Below are 24,822 nucleotides of genomic sequence, written 5' to 3'. Positions count from 1 at the left end.
GGCCGGTCTCGCCATTCACTGGACCGGTCGGAGAGGCCCTGGGTTCCCGAGTTCGCTATCATGCGCGCCTTCGAGGAGTACCCGATGAACACTTTGTTACTGCATTGCCGTCCCGGCTTCGAAAACGAGGTCTGCGCCGAATTGTCCGACCAGGCCGCGCGCCTGGACGTTGCCGGTTACGCCAAGGCCCGGCCGAACAGCGCCCATGCCGAATTCATCTGCCAGGAGCCCGGTGGTGCCGAGCGGCTCATGCGCGGACAGCGCTTCGACCGGCTGATCTTTCCGCGCCAGTGGGCCCGTGGCGAGTTCGTCGAACTGCCGGAAAGCGACCGCATCAGCGTCTTGCTGGAGCGCCTGCAGGCGTACCCGGTTTGCGGCAGCCTGTGGCTGGAGGTGCTGGATACCAACGAAGGCAAGGAACTGTCGACCTTCTGCCGCAAGTTCGAAGCGCCGTTGCGCAAGGCCCTGGTCAAGGCCGGCAGGTTGGTGGAAGACGGCCGCAAGCCGCGCCTGCTACTGACGTTCAAAAGTGGCCGCGAGATGTTCCTCGGCGTGGCCGAGCCGGACAATTCCGCGCTCTGGCCGATGGGCATCCCGCGCCTGAAGTTTCCCCGCGAGGCACCCAGCCGTTCCACCCTCAAGCTGGAGGAGGCCTGGCACCAGTTCATTCCGCGCGATCAGTGGGACGAGCGGCTGGCTCCGCAAATGACCTCCGTGGACCTTGGCGCCGCACCGGGCGGCTGGACCTGGCAACTGGTCAACCGGCATATGAAGGTGACCGCCGTGGACAACGGGCCGATGGCGGAAAGCCTGATGGATTCCGGCCTGGTCGATCATCAGCGGGCCGACGGCTTCACGTTCCGCCCGCGCAAGCCGGTGGACTGGATGGTCTGCGACATCGTCGAGAAGCCGGCACGCACCGCCGCGCTGATAGAGACCTGGCTCGGCGAAGGCTGGTGCCGCGAGGCGGTGGTCAACCTCAAGTTACCGATGAAGCAGCGCTATGCCGAGGTTCGCCGCCTGCTGGAACGCATCGAGGACGGTTTCCAGGCACGTGGCGTGAGGGTGGCTATCGCCTGCAAACAGCTCTACCACGACCGCGAAGAGGTGACCTGCCATCTGCGCCGCCTGAAATGAGCGCGGCGCCTTGTCTCTGCCGGTAGGCTGGCGCATCCTGTGCGGCGCGTCGAATCGGGAGGTTTGTCCGTGATCCGCAAGATGCCCTCGCTGTGGGGCAGTTACAGCCGCATCCTGTTCCTGCCGCGCCGTGGCCTGCCGGCGGATGGGCGTCTGCCCCGGCTCGTCCTGAGCTGTTCCGCCGTGCACTTCGAGGCACGCCGGATCGCCGCCTATCGCCGTGTCTGTCGGCTGGACGAGGCGGAGGCCGTGCCGCTGCTGTATCCGCAGATTCATGCCATTCCCTTGCACATGCGCCTCATCGGCCGTTCGCGCATGCCCATCGCCCCGTTGGGACTCATCCAGTTGCGCAACCATGTCCAGCGTTACCAGCACGTGCCGTTGCAGGTGCGTGTCGAGTTGACGTGCCGGATTCTGACCGAGCGGCGTACCGGGCGCGGCCTGGAGTTCGATATCGGTACCGAGGTCTGGCGCGATGACCTGCTGCTCTGGCAGGCGATCACCACCTATCTCTGCCGGGGCGACTACCTGCCCGCTGGCCAGTCTCCCGATCCGCTGCCTCCGCGCGCGCAGTGGCAGCCGCTGTCCGCAGCGCCCGAGCCGCTGGACTCCTGGCGCGTCCCGCTGACCGGTGGCTGGCGTTTCGCCCGCATCAGTGGCGATTTCAACCCGCTGCACTTGTCCCGGCTGGCGGCACGGGTATTTGGTTTCCCGCGGCCGTCCGTCCATGGGCAGTGGGCGCTGGGGCGCAGCCTTGCCGGTCGCCGTCTGCCCGAGCGGGTGCGCCTGGACGTGCATTTCGAGGCACCGCTGTTCCTCGGCAGTCGGGTGCGACAGGAACATTGCCGGCAGGGCGAGCGCGAGCAATGGGCGCTGCTGTCGACCTGCGGCGAGGCGCGTCCGCTGCTGCTGGCGCAACTGGACGAAGCGCCGCCCGGCCCGCTGCGTTGACCCGGCGGGGGTGACCCTGGGGGCGCTTTCGCGCCACAATAGCCGCCAGTTTCCGGAGTGCCCTATGACCCAGACCGATATCCCGGCCGCCGATGCCATTCTCGATGCCAGCGGCCTGAACTGCCCCGAACCGGTAATGATGTTGCACAACAAGGTGCGCGACCTGCCGGCCGGCGGCCTGCTGAAGGTGATCGCCACCGACCCCTCCACCCGCCGCGACATCCCGAAGTTCTGCCTGTTCCTTGGTCACGAACTGCTCGACCAGCAGGAAGAGGCGGGAACCTACCTCTACTGGATTCGCAAGAAGACGGAATGAAGGCGAGGTTGGGCCCACTTCATCCGTAGGGGCGAATTCATTCGCCCAGCGGCGCCATCGAATTTCACCTCATCCCCGTTGCGGTGCCGGCCATCCTGACTGGCCCGGCGCGAGCCCGCAGCTCCGCAGGGTGTTCTGCCAGGCCTCGACATGGCGTGCAGTGGCCCGCTCGAAGTCGCTCCACAGGGAACTCTCCGGGCCGGCCAGTTGCATGAGATAGCCCCGAGTGGCATCCGGTATGCCGGGCGCAGTGCTCAGTTGCCGCAGAGCGGCGCTCCAGCGCTCGCCCCGTTGGTGTACCTGTGCCAGGTAGGGTTGCAGCGCCCCGGCGTAGAACTTGACGAAGATGTTCTGCAGGGTGCGTCCCCGCTCGGTCGCCTTGCCCAGCGGGCAGGGCGGGCGGCGGCTGAGACGTTCTTCCAGCAAGGTGCTGCCGGCTTGCAGCGTATGCGTCAAGCTGGCCAGGCTGGCGATCAATTGGCCGCCTTGCGGGCTGGCCTGCAGGGCCTGGAACAGCGGGTCGAGTCGTGTCGCCGGCGGCGGCAGGTGCTGTGGCAGGTGTGAGCCCAGCGCGGCCAGTTGTTCCAAGGCTTCCAGGGCCGCACTGTCTTCCCGGATGGAAACCGGCAAGGGCTGCTCGGCGAAGCGCAGGTAGCGTTCGAATTCGGCGCTGGCATTCAGGGCATTCCAGAACACATCCGGTAATTGGCTGCGTTTCTCCGTGGCTAACGCAGCCAGGGTGGCGTGGAAGCGTTCGTCCTTCAGATGCGGCAGGCAGTCGTCGAGCGCGCGCAGCAGATCGCCCTCATACGCCAGTCGGCGGCTCGCCACCAGTTGCTTGCCGAGCGCGCTGTTGCGTTCGCCGATCAGTTGCTGGAGACGAGGGCAGCGATGGGTGTCGATCAGCAGGTCGAGCAGGCCGATGCGCAGCTCCACTATTTCGCGGATGCGCTCGCGTCGGGGCGGCATCCGGTAGCGGCTCAGCGTGGTGCGATCGAACGGTGCCGCTGCCGTGCCTTCGGTGGCATTGGCGAGGCGTTCGAGGTAGTCGTCTTGCAAAGCCAAGCTATCGTCGGCCGGCGTGCAGGCGATGAGGAGCAGGGGGAACAGGATCGGCAATAAGGCGCGCATGGCGCACAGCTTAGAGGGCGGCTGCCGGCGTGGCCATGCGACTCAGCGCGGAGCCTGTGCCCTGATCCGCCGACGAGCGCTGCGCGTGAGGCGGATACCGAGCAGCAGCGCGGCGCAGGTCAGGCCGACCACCAGCCCTTGCCACAATCCGCGCGGGCCGCTGGGCTCGCCGAGCCAGTCGGTCAGGCCGAGGCCGTAGCCCACCGGCAGGCCGATGCCCCAGTAGGCGAACAGGGTGAACAGCATGGTTGCCCGGGTGTCCTGGTAACCGCGCAGTGCACCGGCGGCGGTGACCTGCACGGCATCGGAGAACTGGAACAGCGCGGCATAGATGATCAGCCCGCTGGCCACGGCGATCACGGCACCATCCGGCGTGTAGATACGGGCGATGTCGCCACGCAGCAGCATCATCGCGCTGGCCGAGCAGCAGGCGTAGGCCAGCGCCGACGCCATGCCGACACCGGCGGCGAAGCGGGCTTCCCGCGGCTCTCCGCGCCCCAGTGCCTGGCCGACGCGCACGGTCACAGCCATGCCCAGGGAGTAGGGGATCATGAACACCAGCGAGGAGAAGTTCAGGGCGATCTGGTGGCCCGCCACCACGGTGGCGCCCAGGCCGCCGATGAGCAGGGCGATCACGGCGAAGATGCTCGACTCGGCGAACACCGCCACGCCGATGGGCACGCCTACCGAGAGCAGGCGCCGGATCACCGGCCATTGCGGGGTGTCGAAGTGGCCGAACAGCCGGCTCGGTTTGTAGTACGGCGCCCAGTTCACCCACCAGAGCATGCCGCTGAGCATGGCGTACATCACCAGCGCGGTGGCCCAGCCGCAGCCGACGCCACCCATGGCCGGCAGACCCAGCTTGCCGTAGATGAACACATAGTTGGCCGGAATGTTCAGCAGCAGGCCGCAGATGCCCAGGACCATGCTCGGCCGGGTATGGCCGAGACCGTCGCTGAAACAGCGCAGCACGTGATAGAGCGCCACGGCGGGGAAGCCGCAGGCCACCGCACGCAGGTAGCCCATGGCCGGCTCGATCAGGTCCGCCTCGACGCCCATCCAATGCAGGACCGGTTCCGCATTCCACAGCACGATCGCCGCGCTGCCGCCGACGCCCAGGGCCAGCCAGAGAGCCTGGCGTACCAGCGGGCCGATCTCTTTCTCGTGCCCGGCGCCGAAGCATTGCGCCACCTTGGGCGTGGTGGCGAGCAGGATGCCGGTCATCAGCAGGAACACCGGGACCCAGATGGAGTTGCCCAGCGCCACCGCGGCCAGGTCGCGCGGGCTGACCCGTCCGGCCATCAGGGTGTCGACGAAGCCCATGGCGGTATGCGCCAGTTGGGCGATGATGATGGGCGTAGCCAGGGCGAGCAGGGCACGAAGCTCGCGGCGCACACGTCTCGAGCGGGTTTCGGCAGGCATGGTGGCGGACATCCGGGTCGCGGGAAGCCGGCTAGTCTAGCTTTGACGTTTCGGTCAGGAAAGATGCATCTGCGAGCGATGTGCGGTGCGTCGGAGAGGCCGCCGCGTTTCCCTGGCTTATTTTCGCCGCCTCGTCCTGAGCCAGGGTGAGTTGCCCTACAATGGGCGCCTTGAATTGGGAGCCTGCCATGCGAATTCTCGCCGACGAAAACATTCCCCTGGTCGACGCCTTCTTCGGAGGTTTCGGCGAAATCCGCCGCATGCCCGGACGCGCTATCGACCGTTCCAGCCTGGGCGATAGCGAAGTTCTGCTGGTCCGTTCGGTTACGGAAGTGAATCGCGAGCTGCTGGAGGGGAGTCGGGTGCGTTTCGTCGGCACCTGCACCATCGGTACCGATCATCTGGACCTGGACTACCTGGGCGAGGCCGGTATCGCTTGGGCCAGCGCGCCCGGCTGTAATGCCCGTGGCGTGGTGGACTATGTGCTCGGCAGCTTGCTGAGCCTGGCGGACCTGTATGGCGTGGACCTGGCGCAGCGTTGCTATGGCATCGTCGGCGTCGGCCAGGTCGGGGGCCGGTTGCTGGACGTATTGCGCGGTCTCGGCTGGCGCGTGCTGGTCTGCGATCCGCCCCGCCAGGAGCGGGAGGGCGGCGATTATGTCGATCTGGAAACGATCCTGCGCGAATGCGACACCATCAGCCTGCATACGCCGCTGACCCGCGAAGGTCCCTATGCCACGCGGCATCTGCTCGATGCCTACGCCCTCGACCTGCTGCGTCCCGGCGCCTGGCTGATCAATGCCAGCCGCGGTGCCGTGGTGGACAACGCTGCCCTGCGCGAGCTGCTCGACCGGCGCAATGACGTGGAGGCGGTGCTGGATGTCTGGGAGGGCGAGCCGTTGGCGGACCCCGAGTTGGCCGAGTTGTGCCATATCGCCACACCGCATATCGCCGGCTACAGCCTGGATGGCAAGTTGCGCGGAACGGCGCAGATCTATCAGGCGTACTGCGCCCATCAGAGCCTTCCGGCGGAGATCGAACTGGATGAACTGCTGCCCGCCCCCTGGCTCGCCGAAATGCGTCTGGATGCCTCGGCCGATCCGTCTTGGGCGCTGGCCGCGCTGTGCCGGGCGGTCTACGATCCGCGCCGCGACGATGCTGACTTTCGCCGCAGTCTGTTTGGTGACGCTCAGGTCCGCCGTCTGGCGTTCGATGGGTTGCGCAAGCGCTACCCGGTGCGCCGTGAGATCGATGGGCTGCGTGTCAGCCTGAGCGGAGAAGCGCCGGAATTGGTTCGGCTGGTGCGGGCGTTGGGCGCCACGCTGGTCTGATCGGGGAGACAAGAAAGGCCCGGGTGTTGCGCCCGGGCCAGACAGGCCTCTCGGGGACGTGAGAGGCAGGGAGTGGACCTCGAATTTGTTTACGATCTCGTGCAGCCAGACAGTTCTCAGGCCTGTTTGGGGACGGCAGCCACCCAAGCCTTGTGCAGCTCACGGCAGGCCTGCTGGATCATGGTTTCGGTAATGGGAATTTCCCGGCCCTGGGCATCGATGATGGCACCCCCTACGGGTTGCTCTTGTTTCATCGGGATGACACGGCGATCAGGTGATGTAGCAGTGGTTTGCAAGCTCATGGCCTGTCTCCTCATCAGGGTTTGCGCGCAGTCTAGGGCCGTCAGATGAACGCGCAGTGACAGTCAAGGCGCCCGTAAACGCCACGAAAAGCAAAGGACCGAGAAAACGTGCGACTGCCGGTCGCTTGTTCTGCTCGGTCCTCAAGGGTGGACCCGGCAGCGGCGGCAGAGTTCAGTGAAGGAGAGTGCATGTCAGCGTTTCATATCGGCCTGATCATCAACCCGTTGGCCGGGCTGGGTGGGGCCGTAGGGCTCAAGGGTAGCGACGGTGTGGCCGCCGAGGCCCTGGCGCGGGGTGCGGAGCCACGTGCCGCAGCGCGCACGCGGATTGCCCTGGAGTGCCTGCGACCGGTGACGCAGCGGATTGAGTTCCTCACCTTTCCTGGTCCGATGGGCGGCGACCTGCTGGCGGAAATGGGATTCGCCCACCGGGTGCTGGGGCATCTCGGCGACGGGACGACCAGTGCCGCCGATACGCGGGAGGCTGTGGAGGCGCTACAGGCGGCTGGCGTTGCGCTGATCCTGTTCGCCGGGGGCGACGGTACGGCCCGCGACATCTGCTCCGTGGTTCGCGAAGGGCAGCCGGTCCTGGGCATTCCGGCGGGCGTGAAGATCCACTCGGGGGTTTATGCCATCAGCCCGCGCGCGGCCGGCGAACTGGCCCGGCGCCTGGTCGAGGGCGGCCTGGTGCGGCTGGCCAGTGGCGAAGTGCGCGATATCGACGAAGCGGCGCTGCGTGACGGCCGTGTCGCGGCTCGCTGGTATGGCGAGCTGTGCGTGCCGGAAGAGGGCGGCTTCATGCAGCATGTCAAACAGGCCGGCATGGAGTCCGAGGAACTGGTGCTCAGCGATCTCGCGGCCTGGCTGGAAGACAGTTGGGAGCCGGACGTACGCTACGTCTTCGGTCCCGGTTCGACGCTCCATGGCTTGGCCCGCAATCTGGGGTTGGAGACCACGCTTCTGGGCGTCGACGTGATCGAGAACGGCCAAGTCATCGGTCGTGATCTCGGGGAGCAGGCGCTGTTCGAGCTGGTCGACGGCCATCCGGCCTTTCTCCTGGTAACGGCCATCGGTGGGCAGGGGCACATCATCGGGCGCGGCAACCAGCAGATCAGCCCACGGGTGCTGCGCGCCATTGGCCTGGATCGGTTGCGTGTGGTCGCCACCAAGCGCAAATTGCAGACGCTGGAAGGACGGCCGCTGCTGGTGGATTCCGGCGATTCCGCGCTGGACGACTCCTTCCCGGATGTCGTGCGGGTCTGGGCTGGTTATAAGGAAGAGTTGTTGTACCCGGTGGGCGGGTGACGCTTCGCCGACTCAAGCGCACGCAAGGAGCCTTCAATGCGCGAACTGCTCATTCTCTTTTGCCTGCTTGCGGGCCTCTCCGGGCCGGCTGTGGCGATCCAGCCGGAACAATTGGTCGTTTCTGCCCGTGATCAGGTGGGTGTCACCCTGGGCTACGATCCGGCATACCGCCAACTGGCCTACCCGGGCGGCGACGTTCCGCTGGCAACCGGGGTCTGTACCGATGTGGTGATCCGCGCACTGCGGGTGCAGGGGCTGGATCTTCAGAAAGCGGTGCATGAGGACATGCGCCGGCATTTCCGGGCCTATCCTCAGAATTGGGGCATGACCCGCCCCGACCGCAACATCGACCACCGCCGCGTCCCCAATCTGATGACCTGGTTTGCCCGTCAGGGCATGGCGTTGCCTGCTGGCGAGCGTCCCGCCGATTACCTGGCCGGGGATATCGTCGCCTGGGACCTGGGCAACGGCCTTACCCATATCGGCATCCTTTCCGATCGCCACTCGGCCGGCGGCGAGCCGCTGGTGCTGCACAACATCGGGCGCGGGACCCGCGAGGAAGACATCCTGTTCCGTTTCAAAATCATCGGGCATTACCGGTTTCCTGCCGTTCAGGCAGCGTCGGAAGCGGTGGAAAGCACCGGGAGCCATCCATGAGCGAGAATCTGCCGCCCTTGATCCAAGCTGACGACCGGGTAGTACTGTTCGACGGGGTATGCAAACTTTGCAATGGCTGGGCGAAATTCCTCATCCGTCATGACTCTGGCCATTCGTTCAAGCTGGCTTCGGTGCAATCGCCGGAGGGGCAGGCCATTCTGGGTTGGTTCGATCTGCCTACCGACCGCTTCGATACCATGGCCTATGTCGAGGGCGACCGATTGTTCGTCCGTTCCGAGGCGGTGCTGCGTGTCGTCGGCCAGTTGCCCAGGCCCTGGCGATTGGCCGCCGCGTTGCGTCTGCTTCCCCGGCCGCTCCGGGATTGGTGTTACGACCGTATCGCTCTGAACCGCTACCGGCTATTCGGTCGCTATGACAGTTGCCTGCTGCCTGCAGCAGACCATGCCCGGCGGTTCCTCGATGGCCGTACCTGACGTCCGCTTGCGGCAGATCGGCTTGGTGGCGCGCATTGCGCTGGCGCTGGTGTTCTTCTGGCATGGGTTGGCGCCAAAGATTCTCTGGCTGAGTCCGGGCGAAGCGATGATGATCGAGGCTCATGGCTTGGCGCCGGTCGATCTGCTGGCGCGTTTGGCCGGCCTGGCGGAAATAACCCTTGCGCTGCTTTTGCTGGTGGGCCGCTGGCGTTGGCCTCTGGCACTGGCGGCGGCTTTGTTGGTCGCGTTGCTACTGGATGTCGCGTTATTCACGCCTGAGTTGTTGGTGCAGGCGTTCAACCCGGTGTCGACCAACCTCGCGGCCTTGGCGTTGTGCTGGGTGGTGTGGGTTGCCGAGCGACCGACCTGAAGGCCTTCGATGAGTATTGTCATGGTATCGCTTCTTTCTTCACGACAGCGCAAGGCGTTGCGGATGGCGGCGCAGTTCACCGCGCCGTACCGGTGGCAAATGGCGGGAGCGTTGCTGGCGCTTCTGTTCACGGCCGCGATCACACTGTCCATGGGGCAGGGTATTCGTCTGCTGGTGGACCAAGGATTCGCCACCCGTTCTCCGGGATTGCTGAATCAATCGATCCTGCTGTTCTTCGCCTTGATCCTTGCCCTGGCGGTGGGAACGTTCACCCGGTTTTACCTGGTCTCCTGGCTGGGCGAGCGTTTCGTTGCGGATATCCGCAAGCAGGTGTTCGACCATCTGATTGAGTTGCACCCCGGCTTCTACGAAAGCAACCGAAGCTCGGAGATTCAGTCCCGGCTCACGGCGGATACCACATTGCTGCAGTCCGTGATCGGTTCTTCGCTATCCCTGGCACTGCGCAACGGTTTGATGCTGTTGGGCGGCGTAGTGCTGCTTTTCGTCACCAATCCCAAGTTGACCGCGATTGTGATGCTGGCATTGCCGCTTGTAGTGGCGCCGATCCTGATCTTCGGCCGAAGGGTTCGCCGTCTGTCGCGTTTGAGCCAGGATCGTGTTGCCGATGTCGGCAGCTATGTCGGCGAAACCCTGGGACAGATCAAGACGGTTCAGGCTTACAACCACCAGGGAGAAGATAAGCGTCGTTTTGCCGCCACGGTGGAAGAGGCCTTCGCCGTGGCGCGCCGCCGCATCGCTCAGCGCGCCTGGTTGATCACGGTAGTGATCGTGCTGGTGCTCGGCGCTGTCGGCATCATGCTCTGGGTGGGCGGCATGGATGTGATCGAAGGGCGGATTTCCGGCGGCGAGTTGGCGGCGTTCGTCTTCTACAGTCTGATCGTCGGTTCGGCCTTCGGCTCGCTCAGCGAAGTGATCGGCGAGTTGCAGCGCGCAGTAGGTGCTGCGGAGCGGATTGCCGAGTTGCTGCAGGCGCGCAGTATGATTGTCGCGCCCTCGGCCGACGTCATGCGGCTGCCTGCGTCGGTTCGGGGCGAAATTGCCCTGGAGGCGGTACGTTTCGCTTATCCGTCCCGTCCCGAAACGCCGGCGCTGGATGCGTTCAGCCTGGCCATCCGACCGGGAGAGACGCTGGCCCTGGTGGGGCCATCCGGCGCTGGCAAGTCGACGTTGTTCGATCTGCTCCTGCGCTTCTACGATCCGCAAGAGGGCCGCATCCTGCTCGACGGCTATCCCATCGAGCACCTCGAACCGAACGATCTGCGGCGGTGCTTCGCCCTGGTACCGCAGACCCCGGCCCTGTTCTACGGCACGGTCGAAGACAATCTCCGCTATGGCAAGCCCGCGGCGAGCCAGGATGAGCTGGAAGCGGCGGCACGGGCGGCCCACGCCCATGAGTTCATCATTCGCTTGCCGCAGGGCTATCGGACTCACTTGGGCGAGGCCGGAATCGGCTTGTCCGGTGGACAGCGTCAACGCCTGGCTATTGCCCGTGCGCTACTGGTGGATGCGCCGGTCCTTCTGCTGGACGAGGCGACCAGTGCTCTGGACGCGGAAAGCGAGCACCTGATCCAGCAGGCATTGCCGCGTTTGATGAAGGGGCGCACCACCCTGGTGATCGCGCATCGGCTGGCTACCGTAAGAAACGCCGACCGTATCGCCGTGGTCGAGCGGGGCAAGTTGGTGGCTGTCGGCAGCCATGCCGAACTGATGGTCGATAACCCGCTGTATGCGCGTCTGGCAGCATTGCAGTTCGATGCGGCGCCCGTTCGACGCTGATTCCGCTCAGTGAGATGCGGACCCTCTCGGCCGGATAGTCGCCGCCGCACCGGCCGACGCGAGAATGATGGCGCCGATGGCCAGCCATTGATTCAGGCTTAGTCGCTCCTGCAGGAACAGCAGGCCGGAGAGTGCGGCGACGGCCGGCTCCATGCTCATCAGGACACTGAAGGTACGGGCCGGAAGGCGGGTAAGGGCAACCATTTCCAGGCTGTAGGGCAGAGCCGAGGACAGCACGGCAACAGCGGCGGCGACCGGTAGCAGCTCCGGCGTGAAGAGCCCGCTACCGACCTGGAACAGTCCGACCGGAAACACCAGCAGGGCGGCGACCAGCGTGCCCAGGGCGACGGTATGCCGGCCATGCTCGGCGCCCGCCTGCTTGCCGAACACGATGTACAGTGCCCAGCACAGGCCCGCGCCGAGTGCGAAGGCCATGCCGACGGGATCGAGGTGCGCGCTGGAGTGTTCGCTCGGCAATAGCAGCCAGATACCGAACACCGCCAGCGCGATCCAGACGAAGTCCAGCAGCCGCCGCGACGACAGCAGGGCCAGGGCGAGCGGCCCGGTGAATTCCAGCGCCACGGCGATTCCCAGCGGTACGCTCTTCAGCGAGAGGTAGAACAGCAGGTTCATGCTGCCCAGCGACAGGCCGTAGCCGAGCAGCGAGCGGCAGGAGGCCAGGCTCAGTCGGGCGCGCCACGGGCGCATGAACAGGCTCAACAGGATAGCGGCGATACCCAGGCGCAGCGCCGTGGTGCCTTCCGGGCCGATCGCCGGAAACAGGCTCTTGGCCAGGGAGGCGCCGCCCTGCAGCGAGGACATGGCGACCAGCAGCAGGGCGATCGGGGCGAGTGCCGCGGATAGAGACGAGCGTGGCATCAGAGGCCTTTCGAGTGGAATAAAAAAACCGGCCCGGTGGCCGGTTTTCAGGGAGCCGGCGATCAGCGGTATTCGCAGAGGTAGGCGGTGTCCACGGCGACCTTCAGTTGGAACTTGCTGTTGGCCGGAACGGTGAAGTCGCTACCGGACTCGAAGGTCTGCCAGTTGTCGCTACCCGGCAGCTTGACGGTGAGCGCGCCGGCGACCACATGCATCACTTCCAGCTGGCTGGTGCCGAACTCGTACTCGCCCGGAGCCATGACACCGATGGTGGCCGGACCTTCGGCCATGGAGAAGGCGATGGATTTGACGGTGCCGTCGAAATACTCGTTGACCTTGAACATGCGCGATTCCTCGAAGCGGTAAAAAAAGGCCCGCCAGTATGCACAAGGCCTTTGCAGGCGTCATCCGCTTCGCGCTACGCCGGCAGCACCAGGGGAAGCAGCCGGGCGGTGTTGCGGGCATCCTCCAATGCGCGATGCTGTTGGCCAATGAACTGCAGCCCAGAAATCTGCAGGGCGGTGTTCAGGCCCACTGCGCGTTTCAATTGGCGAGCCTCGGCAAAGCGCTGCTTGAGGTTGAGGTGGGGTATCTGGTTGAGCGCGCTGTCGAGCTGCTGGCGCTGCCACTCCAGTTCCAATTGGCGGCGATCGTACTCGCCCCAACTGGCCCAGCCGGCAAGGTGCGGTACGTAAGGGCCCAGCCAGCGCTCGAAGGCTGTCCAGACCTCGCTCAGCGGGGCGGCGCCATCCACGTTCGCCTGGCTGATGTGGGTGAGTTCGCGGCAAAACGTGGTGAGGCAGGGCCGGCGCTGCGGACGGACGAAACGCTGGAAATGATCCAACTCATGGCCGTCGGCCGCTACCAGCGAAGCGCCGATTTCGATGATTTCCATTTCTTCGAGCGGCCAACCGCCTTCTTCGGTGGTGGCTTCCAGATCGATGACCAGCCAATGCCCCATAGGCCCTCCATTGCGACTACCCGGCAGTATGGAGGTGCTTTCCCGGTGCGGCAAACCAAGGGCGAACAGTTTTGCCCGGCGGCTGTGTCTGTCCAGCGGTGGGGTGTTCCGGGCTATGCTTGGGGCTTCCGTGATCTGGAGGTTCGAGATGTCGAAGGTCGCCTTTATCGGGCTCGGCGTGATGGGCTATCCCATGGCCGGGCACCTTGCTCGCAAGGGGCATGAGGTCTGCGTTTACAACCGGACGTCAGCCAAGGCTGCACAATGGGTGGAGGAGTTCGGCGGGCGTTGTGCCGCCACTCCCCGCGAAGCGGCCCAAGGCGCAGAGCTGGTGATGAGTTGCGTCGGTAACGACGACGACTTGCGCAGTGTGGTGCTCGGAGAGGGCGGTGCTCTGGCCGGCATGGCGCCGGGAGCGGTGCTGGTTGACCACACTACGGCATCGGCGGATGTTGCCCGCGAGCTGGCGGTGCAGGCGGCCGAGCGTGAGCTGGGCTTCCTCGATGCCCCGGTGTCGGGCGGCCAGGCAGGCGCACAGAACGGCGTGCTGACAGTGATGGTTGGTGGCGAAAAGGCCTTCTATGACCGCGCCGAGCCTGTGATCCAGGCTTATGCGCGCATGGTCAGGCTGATGGGGCCGGCCGGTAGCGGCCAGTTGACCAAGATGGTCAATCAGATCTGCATCGCCGGGCTGGTCCAGGGGCTAGCCGAGGCATTGCACTTCGCCCAGTGCGCCGGGCTGGACGGTCTGGCGGCGATGGAGGTGATCAGCAAGGGAGCCGCGCAATCCTGGCAACTGGAGAACCGCCACAAGACCATGCTGGCTGGCGAGTTCGAGTTCGGTTTCGCCGTCGACTGGATGCGCAAGGACCTGTCAATCCTGCTGGACGAGGCACGCCACAATGGCGCCCAACTGCCGGTCACGGCGCTGGTCGATCAGTTCTATGCGGACATCCAGGCGATGGGCGGCAATCGTTGGGATACTTCCAGCCTGATCGCGCGCCTGAAACCGGCCAAGCGCTGACATTCCGTGCCTGTCAGGTGCGGAAAATGAAATACACCGCCCCCACCAGGCACAGTCCGGCCCATAGGTAGTCGAGCTTCAGAGGTTGCTGCATGTACAGCACGCTGAAGGGAAGGAAAACGGACAGAGTGATCACTTCCTGCATGATCTTCAGTTGTCCGACGGAGAGTTCCGTGTAACCGACACGGTTGGCCGGAACCATGATCAGGTACTCGAACAGCGCGATGCCCCAACTGATCAGGGCGGCAACGATCCAGGGCTTGTTGCCCAGGGTCTTCAGGTGGCCGTACCAGGCGAAGGTCATGAAAACGTTCGATAGGCTGAGCAGGGCGGCGGTTTGCAGCCAGACGGGCATGGTTGTACTCCGGGGGAGGGTGAGGCGGGGCGAAAAATGCGCGACAGCCTAACGATCGGTCGGGCGCTCAGCAAGATGGGGCGGAGATATCCCCATTTGCTTGGGCGCCGGGTAGTATTTCGCGCCGTCTTGTCTGTGCTTGGGAGACATAACCGTTATGCAGTGCCGTATGGGCTGTGGCGCTTGCTGCATTGCCCCCTCGATCAGTTCGCCGATTCCCGGTATGCCGCGGGGGAAGGCGGCAGGCGAACGCTGTGTACATCTTTCGGTCGATTATCTATGCCAATTGTTCGGCCAGCCCGAGCGCCCAGCCGTTTGCGGCGCGTTCGCGGCCGATGAACAGGTCTGTGGCGGTAGCCGCGACGAGGCGATCCGTCTGATCGGCTGGTTGGAGCAGGCAACGGCGTAATGCTTATCGGCGTTCTTCCTATCGGAAGGCGCACTCAACAAGGAGAAGGTAATGGGTTCGTTGTTTCGTTTGGCCATGGCTGCCGGCTTGGGCATCGTCATGGTGTCGGCGGCACAGGCCGAAGACTGGAAGCTGGCCAAGGAAGAGGACGGTATCCGTGTCTACCTGAGTCCGGTCGAAGGCTCCAAATACAAGGCCTATCGGGGTGTGGCCAGCATGAAGACGGATGTCGCCACCCTGCGTGCGTTGCAGGAGGACGTTTCCGGGTCCTGTGCCTGGATTCATGAATGTCGGGAGCAGAAGCTGCTCAAGTCGGAAGGAAAGGAGAGCTGGGCCTATACCCGCTTCAATACCCCCTGGCCCGTGACGCCGCGTGACTCGGTGATCCACGTGACCACGGAGGAGGGGAGCGATGGCGGCGTCACCCGCGTGCTCGAGGGGGTACCGGATTACCTGCCGGAGGAAAAAGGCTTCGTCCGGGTGAGCAAGGTGGAAGGCTTCTGGAAACTCACGCCGAAGGGCGCGGGAGAGGTCGAAGTGATCTATCAGGTCCACACCGAGCCGGGTGGCAGCGTGCCGTCGTGGTTGGCCAACAGTTTCGTGGTCGATGCGCCGTTCAATACGCTCAAGGGGCTGCGCGAGCGTGCCGAGAAGCATTGATGGCGTTTGGCTAGAAAGAAAAAAGGCTGCCTCGAGGCAGCCTTTTTTTCGTTTCGCCGACTTACTTGCGGTCGTTCAGCGAAACATAGTCGCGTTGCTCGTAGCCGGTGTACAACTGGCGCGGACGGCCGATCTTGTACGGGCTGGAGAGCATTTCCTTCCAGTGGGAGATCCAGCCGACGGTACGGGCCAGGGCGAAGATCACGGTGAACATACTGGTCGGAATACCGATCGCCTTCAGGATGATGCCCGAATAGAAGTCGACGTTCGGGTACAGGTTGCGCTCCTTGAAGTACGGATCGTTACGGGCGATCTCTTCCAGGCGCATGGCCAGTTCCAATTGCGGGTCGTTGATGCCCAGCTCCTGGAGTACCTCGTCGCAGGTCTGCTTCATGACCTTGGCGCGCGGGTCGAAGTTCTTGTAGACGCGGTGGCCGAAGCCCATCAGCTTGAACGGATCGTCCTTATCCTTGGCCTTGGCCACGTACTTGTCGATGTTCGACACGTCGCCGATCTCGTCCAGCATGGTCAGCACAGCTTCGTTGGCGCCGCCGTGGGCCGGGCCCCAGAGTGCGGCGATACCGGCGGCAATACAGGCGAAGGGGTTGGCGCCCGACGAGCCGGCGAGACGCACGGTGGAGGTGGAGGCGTTCTGCTCATGGTCCGCGTGGAGGATGAAGATGCGGTCCATGGCCTTGGCCAGGGTCGGGCTGATCGGTTTGATCTCGCACGGGGTGTTGAACATCATGTGCAGGAAGTTTTCCGCGTAGTTCAGGTCGTTACGCGGATACATCATCGGCTGGCCCATGGAGTACTTGTACACCATCGCCGCCAGGGTCGGCATCTTGGCGATCAGGCGCATCGCGGAAATATCGCGGTGCTGCGGATTCTTGATGTCCAGGGAGTCGTGGTAGAAGGCCGACAGGGCGCCGACCACACCGCACATCACTGCCATCGGGTGGGCGTCGCGGCGGAAACCGTTGAAGAAGCTTTTCAGTTGCTCGTGAACCATGGTGTGGTTCTTGATGGTGCCGACGAACTTAGCCTTCTCTTCGGCATTCGGCAGTTCGCCATTCAGCAGCAGGTAGCAGGTTTCCAGGTAGTCGGACTTCTCTGCCAGTTGTTCGATCGGATAGCCGCGGTGCAGAAGAACACCCTTGTCGCCATCGATATAGGTGATCTTCGACTCGCAAGAGGCGGTCGACATAAAGCCAGGATCAAACGTGAAGCGGCCCGTGGCGGTGAGGCCCCGCACATCGATTACATCGGGACCAACGGTGCCGGTCAGAACGGGCAGTTCGACGGGGGCTGCGCCCTCGATGATCAACTGCGCTTTTTTGTCAGCCATATGTGGCCTCCTATTTATGCTTGAAATCATCAGAAGCCCCCCACGCAGGGCCCGCATCACTATAGAGAGATAAATTCGAAAGTCAATTTGGGCCAACCCTGGCCGCAGACGGGTTTTTAGAGGCCTTTTGAATGAAAAAAGGCCGCTATTTACGCCTTTTATATAGGCAGCGCAATCCGCTTTTTGGGGAAGACCATCGCATTGTCATTAGTAGCCTAACTGTCTATACTCGGCGTCCGATCGCCAGGGGCCTTAGAGCCCGTATTCTGGGGGTCGTCACTCCCTGGGGGGTGGGTACCTGACCAGTGCACTTCCCGACAACTTTGCCCTGATCCTTAGGGCTCTCAGTGTGAAAAAAAGCCGTGAATAGCCAACGACCTGTAAACCTAGACCTTAGGACCATAAAACTCCCAGTCACCGCTTACACGTCCATTCTTCACCGCATTTCCGGTGTCATCCTCTTCCTGGGCATCGCCGTGCTGCTGTTCGCACTCGATAAGTCCCTGGCTTCCGAGGAAGGCTTCGAGCAGGTGAAGGCGTGTCTCGCCAGTCCGCTGGCAAAATTGGTGATCTGGGGCCTGCTGTCCGCGCTGCTGTATCACCTGGTGGCGGGCGTGCGCCATCTGATCATGGACCTGGGCATCGGCGAGACGCTGGAAGGCGGCAAGCTGGGCTCGAAAATCGTGCTCGTCGTCTCGGCGTTGCTGATCGTGCTGGCAGGGGTGTGGGTATGGTAACTAACGTCACGAATCTTTCGCGTTCCGGCCTCTACGACTGGATGGCCCAACGCGTTTCTGCGGTCGTTCTCGCGGCTTACTTCCTCTTTCTGCTGGGCTACCTCGTTGCCAGCCCGGACCTGACCTACGCCGACTGGCACGGTCTGTTCTCCCAGAACTGGATGCGCATCTTCAGCCTCCTGGCCCTCGTGGCTCTCGGCGCTCACGCGTGGGTCGGCATGTGGACCATTTCCACCGACTATCTGACTCCGATGTCGCTGGGCAAGTGGGCTACCGGCGTGCGTTTCCTCTTCCAGGCGGCATGCGGCATTGCGATGTTCGCGTTCTTCGTCTGGGGTGTGCAGATTCTGTGGGGTATCTGATTCATGGCTAAAATTCGTACGCTTTCCTTCGACGCCATCATCGTAGGTGGCGGTGGCGCCGGCATGCGCGCCGCGCTGCAACTGGCCCAGTCCGGCCACAAGACCGCTGTCGTGACCAAGGTCTTCCCGACGCGTTCGCATACCGTTTCCGCCCAGGGCGGCATCACTTGCGCCATCGCTTCGGCTGACCCGAACGACGATTGGCGCTGGCACATGTACGACACCGTCAAGGGTTCCGACTACATCGGCGACCAGGATGCCATCGAATACATGTGCTCCGTCGGTCCGGAAGCCGTCTTCGAGCTGGAACACATGGGCCTGCCGTTCTCCCGTACCGAGCAGGGCCGCATTTATCAGCGTCCGTTCGGCGGCCAGTCCAAGGACTTCGGCAAAGGCGGGCAGGCTGCCCGTACCTGTGCCGCTGCCGACCGTACCGGTCACGCATTGCTGCACACGCTCTATCAGGCCAACCTGAAGAACAACACCACCTTCCTGAACGAGTGGTATGCCGTCGATCTGGTGAAGAACCAGGATGGCGCCATCGTCGGTGTGATCGCGATCTGCATCGAAACCGGCGAGACAGTCTACATCCGCTCCAAGGCCACTGTACTGGCCACCGGCGGTGCCGGCCGTATCTACGCCTCCACCACCAATGCCCTGATCAACACCGGTGACGGCGTGGGCATGGCCCTGCGTGCCGGCGTGCCGGTGCAGGACATCGAAATGTGGCAGTTCCACCCGACCGGCATCGCCGGTGCCGGCGTGCTGGTGACCGAAGGTTGCCGTGGCGAGGGTGGCTACCTGATCAACAAGCACGGCGAGCGCTTCATGGAGCGTTATGCGCCGAACGCCAAGGACCTGGCCGGCCGCGACGTGGTGGCCCGTTCCATGGTCAAGGAAGTCATCGCCGGCAACGGCTGTGGTCCGGATGGCGACCATGTGCTGCTGAAGCTCGACCACCTCGGTGAGGAAGTCCTGCACAGCCGCCTGCCCGGTATCTGCGAACTGTCCAAGACCTTCGCGCACGTCGACCCGGTCGTCGCGCCGATTCCGGTCATCCCGACCTGCCACTACATGATGGGTGGCGTGGCCACCAACATTCATGGCCAGGCGATCACCCAGGATGCCAACGGTAACGACACGATCATCGAAGGCCTGTTCGCCGTGGGCGAAGTGGCTTGCGTGTCGGTGCACGGCGCCAATCGCCTGGGCGGCAACTCGCTGCTCGACTTGGTGGTCTTCGGTCGTGCGGCCGGTCTGCATCTGGAAAAGGCCCTGAAGGACGGTATCGAATACCGCAACGCCAGCGACACCGACCTGGACGTCGCCCTGGCTCGCCTGAGCGGCCTGAACGAGCGCACCAGTGGCGAAGACGTCGCTCCGCTGCGCAAGGAACTGCAGAACTGCATGCAGAACTACTTCGGTGTGTTCCGTACCGGCGAATACATGCAGAAGGGCATCCAGCAACTGGCCGAACTGCGTGGCCGTATCGCCAGCGTCAAGATCGCCGACAAGAGCCAGGCGTTCAACACCGCGCGCATCGAAGCGCTGGAACTGCAGAACCTGCTCGAAGTGGCCGAAGCCACTGCGATCGCAGCAGAAACCCGCAAAGAGTCCCGTGGTGCACATGCCCGTGAAGACTTCGAAGAGCGCGATGACGAGAACTGGCTGTGCCACACCCTGTACTTCCCGGGTGAAAAGCGCGTCGCCAAGCGTGCCGTCAACTTTGCGCCGAAGACTGTTCCGGCATTTGAACCCAAGGTTCGGACTTATTAAGGGTGGCCGATATGTTGAAAGTCAGTGTTTATCGCTATAACCCCGAGCAGGACGCCGCCCCGTTCATGCAGGAATTCCAGGTCGATACCGGCGGCAAGGACATCATGGTCCTCGACGTACTGGCGTTGATCAAGGAACAGGATGTCACCTTCTCCTACCGTCGATCCTGCCGCGAAGGCGTTTGCGGCTCCGATGGCATGAACATCAACGGCAAGAATGGCCTGGCCTGCATCACCCCGCTGTCCGCGGCGGGGCTGCGTGGCGGTCAGCTGGTGATTCGCCCGCTGCCGGGTCTGCCGGTCATTCGTGACCTGGTTGTCGATATGAGCATCTTCTACAAGCAATACGAGAAGGTGCAGCCTTATCTGCAGAACGATACGCCGGCTCCGGCCATCGAGCGTCTGCAGTCGCCGGAAGAGCGCGAGAAGCTGGATGGTCTGTACGAGTGCATCCTGTGCGCGTGCTGCTCGACCAGCTGCCCGTCCTTCTGGTGGAACCCGGACAAGTTCCTCGGTCCCGCTGCGCTGCTGCAGGCTTATCGTTTCCTGGCCGACAGCCGCGACACCAAGACCGAAGAGCGCCTGGCCGCAATGGATGACCCGTTCAGCGTCTTCCGTTGCCGCGGCATCATGAACTGCGTCAACGTCTGTCCGAAAGGCCTGAACCCGACCAAGGCCATCGGTCACGTCCGCAACATGCTGCTGCAGAGCGGGACTTGATCCGCTCACGGTTTTACCTGTGACACCTGCGGCGCTGGCGTTAACCCGGCGCCGTAGTTTTAATCGAGCCGTAGCCCACAAAGCCGCGGTTCTCATTTGAAAAATATGATGACCAGCAGGGGCATCCGGGCTGGTACCCGGACTATCTGCGGGATCCGTGGTGGCTTGACCGAAGTCGCTGCTTCAGGACTTGGGAAAATGGCCAGGCTGCGGTTTCCACGCCGGTGGTGTCCCCTTACCGAGGGTGACCAAGCATGCAAGAAAGCGTAATGCAGCGCATGTGGAACAGTGCCCACCTATCCGGTGGTAACGCTGCCTATGTGGAAGAGCTCTATGAGCTCTACCTGCACGATCCCAACGCTGTGCCCGAAGAGTGGCGCACCTACTTCCAGAAGCTGCCCGCCGACGGCAACGCCGCCACCGACGTTTCGCATTCCACGGTTCGCGATCATTTCGTACTCCTGGCCAAGAACCAGCGCCGCGCTCAGCCGGTTTCCGCTGGCAGCGTCAGCAGCGAGCACGAGAAGAAGCAGGTTGAAGTCCTGCGTCTGATCCAGGCCTATCGCATGCGTGGCCATCAGGCCTCCCAGCTCGATCCGCTGGGCCTCTGGCAGCGCCCCGCACCGGCCGACTTGTCGATCAATCACTACGGTCTGACCGACGCCGACCTGGATACCACTTTCCGCACCGGCGGCCTGTTCATCGGCAAGGATGAAGCGAGTCTGCGCGAAATTCGCGAGGCCCTGCAACAGACGTATTGCCGCACCATCGGCGCCGAGTTCACCCATATCGTCGATTCCGAGCAGCGTAGCTGGTTCCAGCAGCGCCTCGAGAGCGTGCGCGGCCGCCCGGCATATTCCGCCGAAGTGCGTACGCACCTGCTCGAGCGCCTGACCGCCGCCGAAGGCCTGGAAAAGTACCTGGGCACCAAGTATCCGGGCACCAAGCGTTTCGGCCTGGAAGGCGGCGAGAGCCTGATCCCGCTGCTGGACGAAGTGATCCAGCGTTCCGGTTCCTACGGCACCCAGGAAATCGTGATCGGCATGGCCCACCGTGGCCGCCTGAACGTGCTGGTCAACACCTTCGGCAAGAACCCGCGCGATCTGTTCGACGAGTTCGAAGGCAAGAAGGTCGAAGGTCTCAGCTCCGGTGACGTGAAATACCACCAGGGCTTCTCCTCCAACGTCATGACCCCGGGCGGCGAAGTGCACCTGGCGCTGGCCTTCAACCCGTCCCACCTGGAAATCGTTTCGCCGGTGGTGGAGGGCTCGGTACGTGCGCGCCAGGATCGCCGCAACGATCCGAGCGGTGACAAGGTCCTGCCGGTATCCATCCACGGCGACGCGGCATTCGCCGGCCAGGGCGTGGTCATGGAAACCTTCCAGATGTCGCAAACCCGTGGCTATCGCACGGGCGGCACCATCCACATCGTGATCAACAACCAGGTCGGCTTCACCACCAGCCGCCAGGAAGACGCGCGCTCCACCGAGTATGCGACCGATGTGGCGAAGATGATCCAGGCGCCGATCTTCCACGTGAACGGCGACGATCCGGAAGCCGTGCTGTTCGTGACTCAGCTGGCTGTCGACTATCGCATGCAGTTCAAGCGTGACGTGGTCATTGATCTGGTCTGCTACCGTCGTCGTGGTCATAACGAAGCGGACGAGCCGAGCGGTACCCAGCCGCTGATGTACCAGCAGATCGCCAAGCAGCGCACCACCCGTGAGCAGTATGCCGATGCCCTGATCCAGGCCAGCGTCCTCGACAACGAGCACGTCCAGGCGCAGGTTGACGAGTATCGCAGTGCTCTGGACAACGGTCTGCATGTGGTGAAGAGCCTGGTCAAGGAACCGAACAAGGAGCTGTTCGTCGACTGGCGTCCCTACCTGGGGCATGCCTGGACCGCACGTCACGACACTCGCTTCGATCTGAAGACCTTGCAGGAATTGTCGGCCAAGCTGCTGGAAATCCCGGAAGGCTTCGTCGTCCAGCGCCAGGTCGCGAAGATTCTCGAAGATCGCCAGAAGATGGGCGCCGGTGCGCTGCCGATCAACTGGGGTTATGCCGAGACCATGGCCTACGCAACCCTGCTGTTCGAGGGCCATCCGGTTCGCATCACCGGCCAGGACGTCGGCCGCGGCACCTTCTCGCATCGCCATGCCGCGTTGCACAACCAGAAGGACGCGAGCACCTACCTGCCGCTGCAGCACCTGTTCGAGAAACAGCCGCGCTTCGATCTGTACGATTCCTACCTGTCGGAAGAAGCCGTACTGGCCTTCGAATACGGCTATGCCACCACCACGCCGAACGCGCTGGTGATCTGGGAAGCCCAGTTCGGTGACTTCGCCAACGGTGCCCAGGTGGTGATCGACCAGTTCATCACCAGCGGCGAGCACAAGTGGGGCCGTCTGTGCGGCCTGACCATGCTGTTGCCGCACGGCTACGAAGGGCAGGGGCCGGAGCACTCCTCCGCGCGCCTGGAGCGTTACCTGCAGCTGTGCGCCGAGCACAACATCCAGGTCTGCGTACCGACCACGCCGGCGCAGGTCTACCACATGCTGCGCCGCCAGGTGATCCGTCCGCTGCGCAAGCCGCTGGTGGCCCTGACGCCCAAGTCGCTGCTGCGTCACAAGCTGGCCATCTCCACGCTGGAAGATCTGGCGGAAGGCTCCTTCCAGACGGTCATCGGGGAAATCGACCCGATCGATCCGAAGAAGGTCGAGCGCGTGGTCCTGTGCAGCGGCAAGGTCTACTACGACCTGCTGGAGAAACGCCGCAACGAAGGCCGCGACGACATCGCCATCGTGCGTCTCGAGCAGCTCTATCCGTTCCCGGAAGATGATCTGGCCGAGGTTCTGGCTCCGTACAAGAACCTCAAGCACATCGTCTGGTGCCAGGAAGAGCCGATGAACCAGGGTGCCTGGTATTGCAGCCAGCATCACATGCGCCGTGTCGCCACCGCGCACAAGAAGACCTTGTTCCTCGAGTACGCCGGTCGCGAAGCGTCGGCCGCGCCCGCGTGCGGTTACGCCTCGATGCATGCGGAACAGCAGGAAAAACTGCTGCAGGACGCCTTTACCGTTTAACGCCTTCAGATGAGAGACGGCCGTTGCGGCCGTCTCGACGAAGAAACCGAATCAATAGGAATTACTATGGCTATCGAGATCAAAGCCCCCACTTTCCCGGAATCGGTTGCCGACGGCACCGTCGCCACTTGGCACAAGAAGCCGGGTGATGCCGTCAAGCGTGACGAGCTGATCGTCGACATCGAGACCGACAAAGTGGTCATGGAAGTGCTCGCCGAAGCGGACGGCGTGCTCGCCGAAATCGTGAAGAACGAGGGCGACACTGTCCTGAGCGGCGAATTGCTCGGCAAGCTGACCGAAGGCGGCGCTGCTGCCGCCGCTCCCGCAGCCGCTCCGGCTGCTGCTGCTCCGGCCGCTGCATCCAATGCTCCGGCCGCTGCCGCCGAAGACCAGATCCTGTCTCCGGCCGCCCGTAAGCTGGCCGAGGAGAACGGCATCGACCCGAACAGCATCGCCGGCACCGGCAAAGGCGGGCGTGTGACCAAGGAAGACGTGGTTGCCGCCGTCGAGGCCAAGAAGAACGCCCCGGCCGCTGCCCCGGCTGCCAAGCCTGCCGCTCCGGCCGCCGAAGCGCCGCTGTTCGCCGCTGGCGATCGCGTCGAGAAGCGCGTACCGATGACCCGCCTGCGTGCCAAGGTTGCCGAGCGCCTGGTCGAAGCCCAGTCCTCCATGGCCATGCTGACCACCTTCAACGAGGTCAACATGAAGCCGGTGATGGACCTGCGCTCGAAGTACAAGGACCTCTTCGAGAAGACCCACAACGGTGTTCGCCTGGGCTTCATGTCCTTCTTCGTCAAGGCGGCCACCGAGGCGCTGAAGCGCTTCCCGGGCGTCAACGCGTCGATCGACGGCAACGACATCGTCTACCACGGCTACCAGGACATCGGTGTCGCCGTGTCCAGCGACCGTGGCCTGGTGGTTCCGGTGCTGCGTAACGCCGAGCACATGAGCCTGGCGGAAATCGAAGGCACCATCTCCGACTTCGGCAAGAAGGCCAAGGCCGGCAAGCTGACCATCGAAGACATGACTGGCGGTACCTTCACCATCTCCAACGGTGGCGTGTTCGGTTCGCTGCTGTCGACCCCGATCGTCAACCCGCCGCAGACCGCGATCCTCGGCATGCACAAAATCCAGGAGCGCCCGATGGCGGTGAACGGCCAGGTGGTGATCCTGCCGATGATGTACCTGGCGCTGTCCTATGATCATCGTCTGATCGACGGTAAGGAAGCCGTGAGCTTCCTGGTCACCATCAAGGATCTGCTGGAAGACCCGGCACGTCTGCTGCTGGACATCTGAGCCAGCTTCTCTCCACGGCGGCCCGAGAAGGGCCGTCCGGTTTCATCCGAGAAGGAA

Annotated in this window: 26 protein-coding genes; 18 read left to right on the top strand and 8 right to left on the bottom strand. The window is 63.6% G+C overall.

Annotation, left to right across the window (positions count from 1 at the left end; translation table 11 throughout):
• Nucleotides 1-84 precede the first annotated feature (84 nt).
• The 3 genes from rlmM to tusA all read left to right on the top strand — a co-directional run bounded on the left by rlmM (nucleotide 85) and on the right by tusA (nucleotide 2,404).
• Entirely contained in the window at nucleotides 85-1,137 is a 1,053-nt protein-coding gene (rlmM, locus tag PIN01S_RS04085; protein ID WP_084333978.1) for a 23S rRNA (cytidine(2498)-2'-O)-methyltransferase RlmM, read from the top strand.
• Nucleotides 1,138-1,206: 69 nt separating this feature from the next.
• On the top strand, nucleotides 1,207-2,088 hold the full coding sequence (locus PIN01S_RS04080) for a MaoC family dehydratase (RefSeq protein WP_084333850.1): 882 nt from the start codon (nucleotides 1,207-1,209) through the stop codon (nucleotides 2,086-2,088).
• 64 nt (nucleotides 2,089-2,152) lie between these two features.
• Nucleotides 2,153-2,404 (top strand): sulfurtransferase TusA, encoded by a 252-nt coding sequence (tusA, locus tag PIN01S_RS04075; protein WP_084333849.1) that lies wholly within the window; start codon nucleotides 2,153-2,155, stop codon nucleotides 2,402-2,404.
• 69 nt (nucleotides 2,405-2,473) lie between these two features.
• Here tusA and PIN01S_RS04070 read toward each other — a convergent pair whose 3' ends face one another.
• Both PIN01S_RS04070 and PIN01S_RS04065 read right to left on the bottom strand, forming a co-directional pair.
• Entirely contained in the window at nucleotides 2,474-3,535 is a 1,062-nt protein-coding gene (locus PIN01S_RS04070) for a DUF3080 domain-containing protein (protein WP_084333848.1), read from the bottom strand.
• Between the two features lie 42 nt (nucleotides 3,536-3,577).
• On the bottom strand, nucleotides 3,578-4,957 hold the full coding sequence (locus PIN01S_RS04065) for an MATE family efflux transporter (RefSeq protein WP_084333977.1): 1,380 nt from the start codon (nucleotides 4,955-4,957) through the stop codon (nucleotides 3,578-3,580).
• Nucleotides 4,958-5,145: 188 nt separating this feature from the next.
• Here PIN01S_RS04065 and pdxB point away from each other — a divergent pair, with 188 nt between their 5' ends.
• The gene (gene pdxB, locus PIN01S_RS04060) at nucleotides 5,146-6,288 is read left to right on the top strand and encodes a 4-phosphoerythronate dehydrogenase PdxB (RefSeq protein ID WP_084333847.1); all 1,143 of its coding nucleotides are present in this window, start codon (nucleotides 5,146-5,148) and stop codon (nucleotides 6,286-6,288) included.
• Between the two features lie 116 nt (nucleotides 6,289-6,404).
• Here pdxB and PIN01S_RS04055 read toward each other — a convergent pair whose 3' ends face one another.
• Nucleotides 6,405-6,590: a PA1571 family protein gene (locus tag PIN01S_RS04055; RefSeq protein WP_084333846.1), complete on the bottom strand. Its 186-nt coding sequence runs from the start codon at nucleotides 6,588-6,590 to the stop codon at nucleotides 6,405-6,407.
• 189 nt (nucleotides 6,591-6,779) lie between these two features.
• Here PIN01S_RS04055 and PIN01S_RS04050 point away from each other — a divergent pair, with 189 nt between their 5' ends.
• The 5 genes from PIN01S_RS04050 to PIN01S_RS04030 are packed head-to-tail and all read left to right on the top strand — an operon-like array spanning nucleotide 6,780 to nucleotide 11,153.
• Nucleotides 6,780-7,895 carry an ATP-NAD kinase family protein gene (locus PIN01S_RS04050; RefSeq protein ID WP_084333845.1) on the top strand — a complete coding sequence of 372 codons (1,116 nt, stop codon included), beginning with the start codon at nucleotides 6,780-6,782 and terminating at the stop codon, nucleotides 7,893-7,895.
• A 36-nt stretch (nucleotides 7,896-7,931) separates the two neighbouring features.
• Nucleotides 7,932-8,552 carry a DUF1287 domain-containing protein gene (locus tag PIN01S_RS04045; protein WP_084333844.1) on the top strand — a complete coding sequence of 207 codons (621 nt, stop codon included), beginning with the start codon at nucleotides 7,932-7,934 and terminating at the stop codon, nucleotides 8,550-8,552.
• Nucleotides 8,549-8,986, top strand: a complete 438-nt coding sequence (locus PIN01S_RS04040; RefSeq protein ID WP_084333843.1) for a thiol-disulfide oxidoreductase DCC family protein — start codon at nucleotides 8,549-8,551, stop codon at nucleotides 8,984-8,986. The genes PIN01S_RS04045 and PIN01S_RS04040 overlap by 4 nt, the downstream gene beginning before the upstream one ends.
• Nucleotides 8,973-9,356, top strand: coding sequence for a DoxX-like family protein (locus tag PIN01S_RS04035; protein ID WP_084333842.1), 384 nt, complete (start codon nucleotides 8,973-8,975; stop codon nucleotides 9,354-9,356). Before PIN01S_RS04040 ends, PIN01S_RS04035 begins: the two co-directional genes overlap by 14 nt.
• Before the next feature lie 21 nt (nucleotides 9,357-9,377).
• Nucleotides 9,378-11,153 carry an ABC transporter transmembrane domain-containing protein gene (locus tag PIN01S_RS04030; protein ID WP_084333841.1) on the top strand — a complete coding sequence of 592 codons (1,776 nt, stop codon included), beginning with the start codon at nucleotides 9,378-9,380 and terminating at the stop codon, nucleotides 11,151-11,153.
• A gap of 6 nt (nucleotides 11,154-11,159) precedes the next feature.
• Here PIN01S_RS04030 and rhtA read toward each other — a convergent pair whose 3' ends face one another.
• The 3 genes from rhtA to PIN01S_RS04015 all read right to left on the bottom strand — a co-directional run bounded on the left by rhtA (nucleotide 11,160) and on the right by PIN01S_RS04015 (nucleotide 12,993).
• Nucleotides 11,160-12,032, bottom strand: coding sequence for a threonine/homoserine exporter RhtA (rhtA, locus tag PIN01S_RS04025; protein WP_084333840.1), 873 nt, complete (start codon nucleotides 12,030-12,032; stop codon nucleotides 11,160-11,162).
• A 62-nt stretch (nucleotides 12,033-12,094) separates the two neighbouring features.
• A complete protein-coding gene (gene ppnP, locus PIN01S_RS04020) occupies nucleotides 12,095-12,376 on the bottom strand; it encodes a pyrimidine/purine nucleoside phosphorylase (RefSeq protein ID WP_084333839.1) in 282 nt (93 codons plus the stop codon).
• A 74-nt stretch (nucleotides 12,377-12,450) separates the two neighbouring features.
• Nucleotides 12,451-12,993, bottom strand: a complete 543-nt coding sequence (locus PIN01S_RS04015) for a 3'-5' exonuclease (RefSeq protein ID WP_084333838.1) — start codon at nucleotides 12,991-12,993, stop codon at nucleotides 12,451-12,453.
• Between the two features lie 148 nt (nucleotides 12,994-13,141).
• Between PIN01S_RS04015 and PIN01S_RS04010 the strand changes: the two genes are divergently transcribed.
• Nucleotides 13,142-14,017, top strand: coding sequence for an NAD(P)-dependent oxidoreductase (locus tag PIN01S_RS04010; RefSeq protein ID WP_084333837.1), 876 nt, complete (start codon nucleotides 13,142-13,144; stop codon nucleotides 14,015-14,017).
• A gap of 13 nt (nucleotides 14,018-14,030) precedes the next feature.
• Here PIN01S_RS04010 and PIN01S_RS04005 read toward each other — a convergent pair whose 3' ends face one another.
• Complete coding sequence (locus tag PIN01S_RS04005) at nucleotides 14,031-14,372, bottom strand: DMT family protein (protein ID WP_084333836.1); 342 nt, start codon at nucleotides 14,370-14,372, stop codon at nucleotides 14,031-14,033.
• Nucleotides 14,373-14,529: 157 nt separating this feature from the next.
• Here PIN01S_RS04005 and PIN01S_RS04000 point away from each other — a divergent pair, with 157 nt between their 5' ends.
• Together PIN01S_RS04000 and PIN01S_RS03995 are read left to right on the top strand one after the other, a co-directional pair.
• Entirely contained in the window at nucleotides 14,530-14,781 is a 252-nt protein-coding gene (locus tag PIN01S_RS04000; protein ID WP_084333835.1) for a YkgJ family cysteine cluster protein, read from the top strand.
• Between the two features lie 51 nt (nucleotides 14,782-14,832).
• Nucleotides 14,833-15,441: an START domain-containing protein gene (locus PIN01S_RS03995; protein WP_084333834.1), complete on the top strand. Its 609-nt coding sequence runs from the start codon at nucleotides 14,833-14,835 to the stop codon at nucleotides 15,439-15,441.
• A 61-nt stretch (nucleotides 15,442-15,502) separates the two neighbouring features.
• On the opposite strand, the gene gltA is transcribed toward PIN01S_RS03995, so the two are convergent.
• On the bottom strand, nucleotides 15,503-16,789 hold the full coding sequence (gltA, locus tag PIN01S_RS03990; protein ID WP_084333833.1) for a citrate synthase: 1,287 nt from the start codon (nucleotides 16,787-16,789) through the stop codon (nucleotides 15,503-15,505).
• Between the two features lie 362 nt (nucleotides 16,790-17,151).
• Between gltA and sdhC the strand changes: the two genes are divergently transcribed.
• The 6 genes from sdhC to odhB all read left to right on the top strand — a co-directional run bounded on the left by sdhC (nucleotide 17,152) and on the right by odhB (nucleotide 24,765).
• Nucleotides 17,152-17,526: a succinate dehydrogenase, cytochrome b556 subunit gene (gene sdhC / locus PIN01S_RS03985; protein WP_084333832.1), complete on the top strand. Its 375-nt coding sequence runs from the start codon at nucleotides 17,152-17,154 to the stop codon at nucleotides 17,524-17,526.
• The gene (gene sdhD / locus PIN01S_RS03980; protein ID WP_084333831.1) at nucleotides 17,520-17,888 is read left to right on the top strand and encodes a succinate dehydrogenase, hydrophobic membrane anchor protein; all 369 of its coding nucleotides are present in this window, start codon (nucleotides 17,520-17,522) and stop codon (nucleotides 17,886-17,888) included. Before sdhC ends, sdhD begins: the two co-directional genes overlap by 7 nt.
• A gap of 3 nt (nucleotides 17,889-17,891) precedes the next feature.
• Complete coding sequence (gene sdhA / locus PIN01S_RS03975; RefSeq protein ID WP_084333830.1) at nucleotides 17,892-19,664, top strand: succinate dehydrogenase flavoprotein subunit; 1,773 nt, start codon at nucleotides 17,892-17,894, stop codon at nucleotides 19,662-19,664.
• An 11-nt stretch (nucleotides 19,665-19,675) separates the two neighbouring features.
• Nucleotides 19,676-20,383 carry a succinate dehydrogenase iron-sulfur subunit gene (locus tag PIN01S_RS03970; RefSeq protein WP_084333829.1) on the top strand — a complete coding sequence of 236 codons (708 nt, stop codon included), beginning with the start codon at nucleotides 19,676-19,678 and terminating at the stop codon, nucleotides 20,381-20,383.
• 254 nt (nucleotides 20,384-20,637) lie between these two features.
• Nucleotides 20,638-23,469 (top strand): 2-oxoglutarate dehydrogenase E1 component, encoded by a 2,832-nt coding sequence (locus tag PIN01S_RS03965; RefSeq protein ID WP_084333828.1) that lies wholly within the window; start codon nucleotides 20,638-20,640, stop codon nucleotides 23,467-23,469.
• Between the two features lie 66 nt (nucleotides 23,470-23,535).
• The gene (gene odhB / locus PIN01S_RS03960; RefSeq protein WP_084333827.1) at nucleotides 23,536-24,765 is read left to right on the top strand and encodes a 2-oxoglutarate dehydrogenase complex dihydrolipoyllysine-residue succinyltransferase; all 1,230 of its coding nucleotides are present in this window, start codon (nucleotides 23,536-23,538) and stop codon (nucleotides 24,763-24,765) included.
• The last annotated feature ends 57 nt before the right edge of the window (nucleotides 24,766-24,822 follow it).

This window comes from Pseudomonas indica NBRC 103045, assembly GCF_002091635.1.
GTDB classification, from domain to species: domain Bacteria; phylum Pseudomonadota; class Gammaproteobacteria; order Pseudomonadales; family Pseudomonadaceae; genus Pseudomonas_M; species Pseudomonas_M indica.
The sequence above is the reverse complement of the archived record's forward strand: the minus strand, read 5'-3'. Positions and strand labels throughout refer to the sequence as shown.